The organism is Achromobacter sp. GbtcB20, from assembly GCF_019091095.1.
Lineage (GTDB): Bacteria > Pseudomonadota > Gammaproteobacteria > Burkholderiales > Burkholderiaceae_B > Achromobacter > Achromobacter mucicolens.
This window is the reverse complement of sequence record NZ_JAGXJZ010000129.1, coordinates 1-669: the sequence shown is the minus strand read 5'-3', so window position 1 is coordinate 669 and position 669 is coordinate 1. Positions and strand designations below refer to the sequence as shown.

1 protein-coding gene is annotated in these 669 nt (G+C 58.1%); it reads left to right on the top strand.

Annotation, left to right across the window (positions count from 1 at the left end; translation table 11 throughout):
* Nucleotides 1-619: site-specific integrase (locus KVT32_RS28155; protein WP_217619208.1), on the top strand; the 619-nt coding region annotated here is incomplete at its 5' end.
* Nucleotides 620-669: the final 50 nt, after the last annotated feature.

Below are 669 nucleotides of genomic sequence, written 5' to 3'. Positions count from 1 at the left end.
AAGCTTGTGGCGCGCGATTTGGACGCAAGCCAGACGCGGGGAATGCCGCTATGTCGATCACGACCCTTGGAAGGAAGTCACAAAGCCGAAAGACAGCCCGCCGCGCGATGTTCTCTTCGTTGGCGACCAAGTAGAGAAGATCGTTGCGGCCCTCAAGTACACCGGCGGCCAACCGGCGACGAAGCGGCAGCAAACGGCCGTGGCGCTGTTGCTTGCGCTGGAAACAGCCATGCGTGCGTCTGAAATTGTAGGTTTGACCTGGCCACGTGTGGATCTAGTACGGCGTGTTGCCCATCTGCCCAAAACGAAAAACGGCGATGCTAGGGACGTGCCGCTTTCTCGTCGGGCGGTGGAACTGCTGCAGACCATGACCGGCATTGATGACGAGCGTGTGTTCACGATTGATTCTGCCACGCTGGACACAAATTTTCGCTTCGGTAGGTCGGCGGCAAACGTATCCGGGCCGACGTTTCACGATTCGCGGGCGACAGCTATCACCAGACTTGCCCAGCGACTGGAGCTGTTGGAATTAGCCCGGATGGTGGGGCATCGGGATCCTCGATCCTTGATGGTCTATTACAGGAAGACAGCCGAGGAAATTGCTGCGAAGTTGGATTGACACTACTTGGCCAGGCCCACCGATGGGTTTAAGTGAGGTGTCCGCCGCTG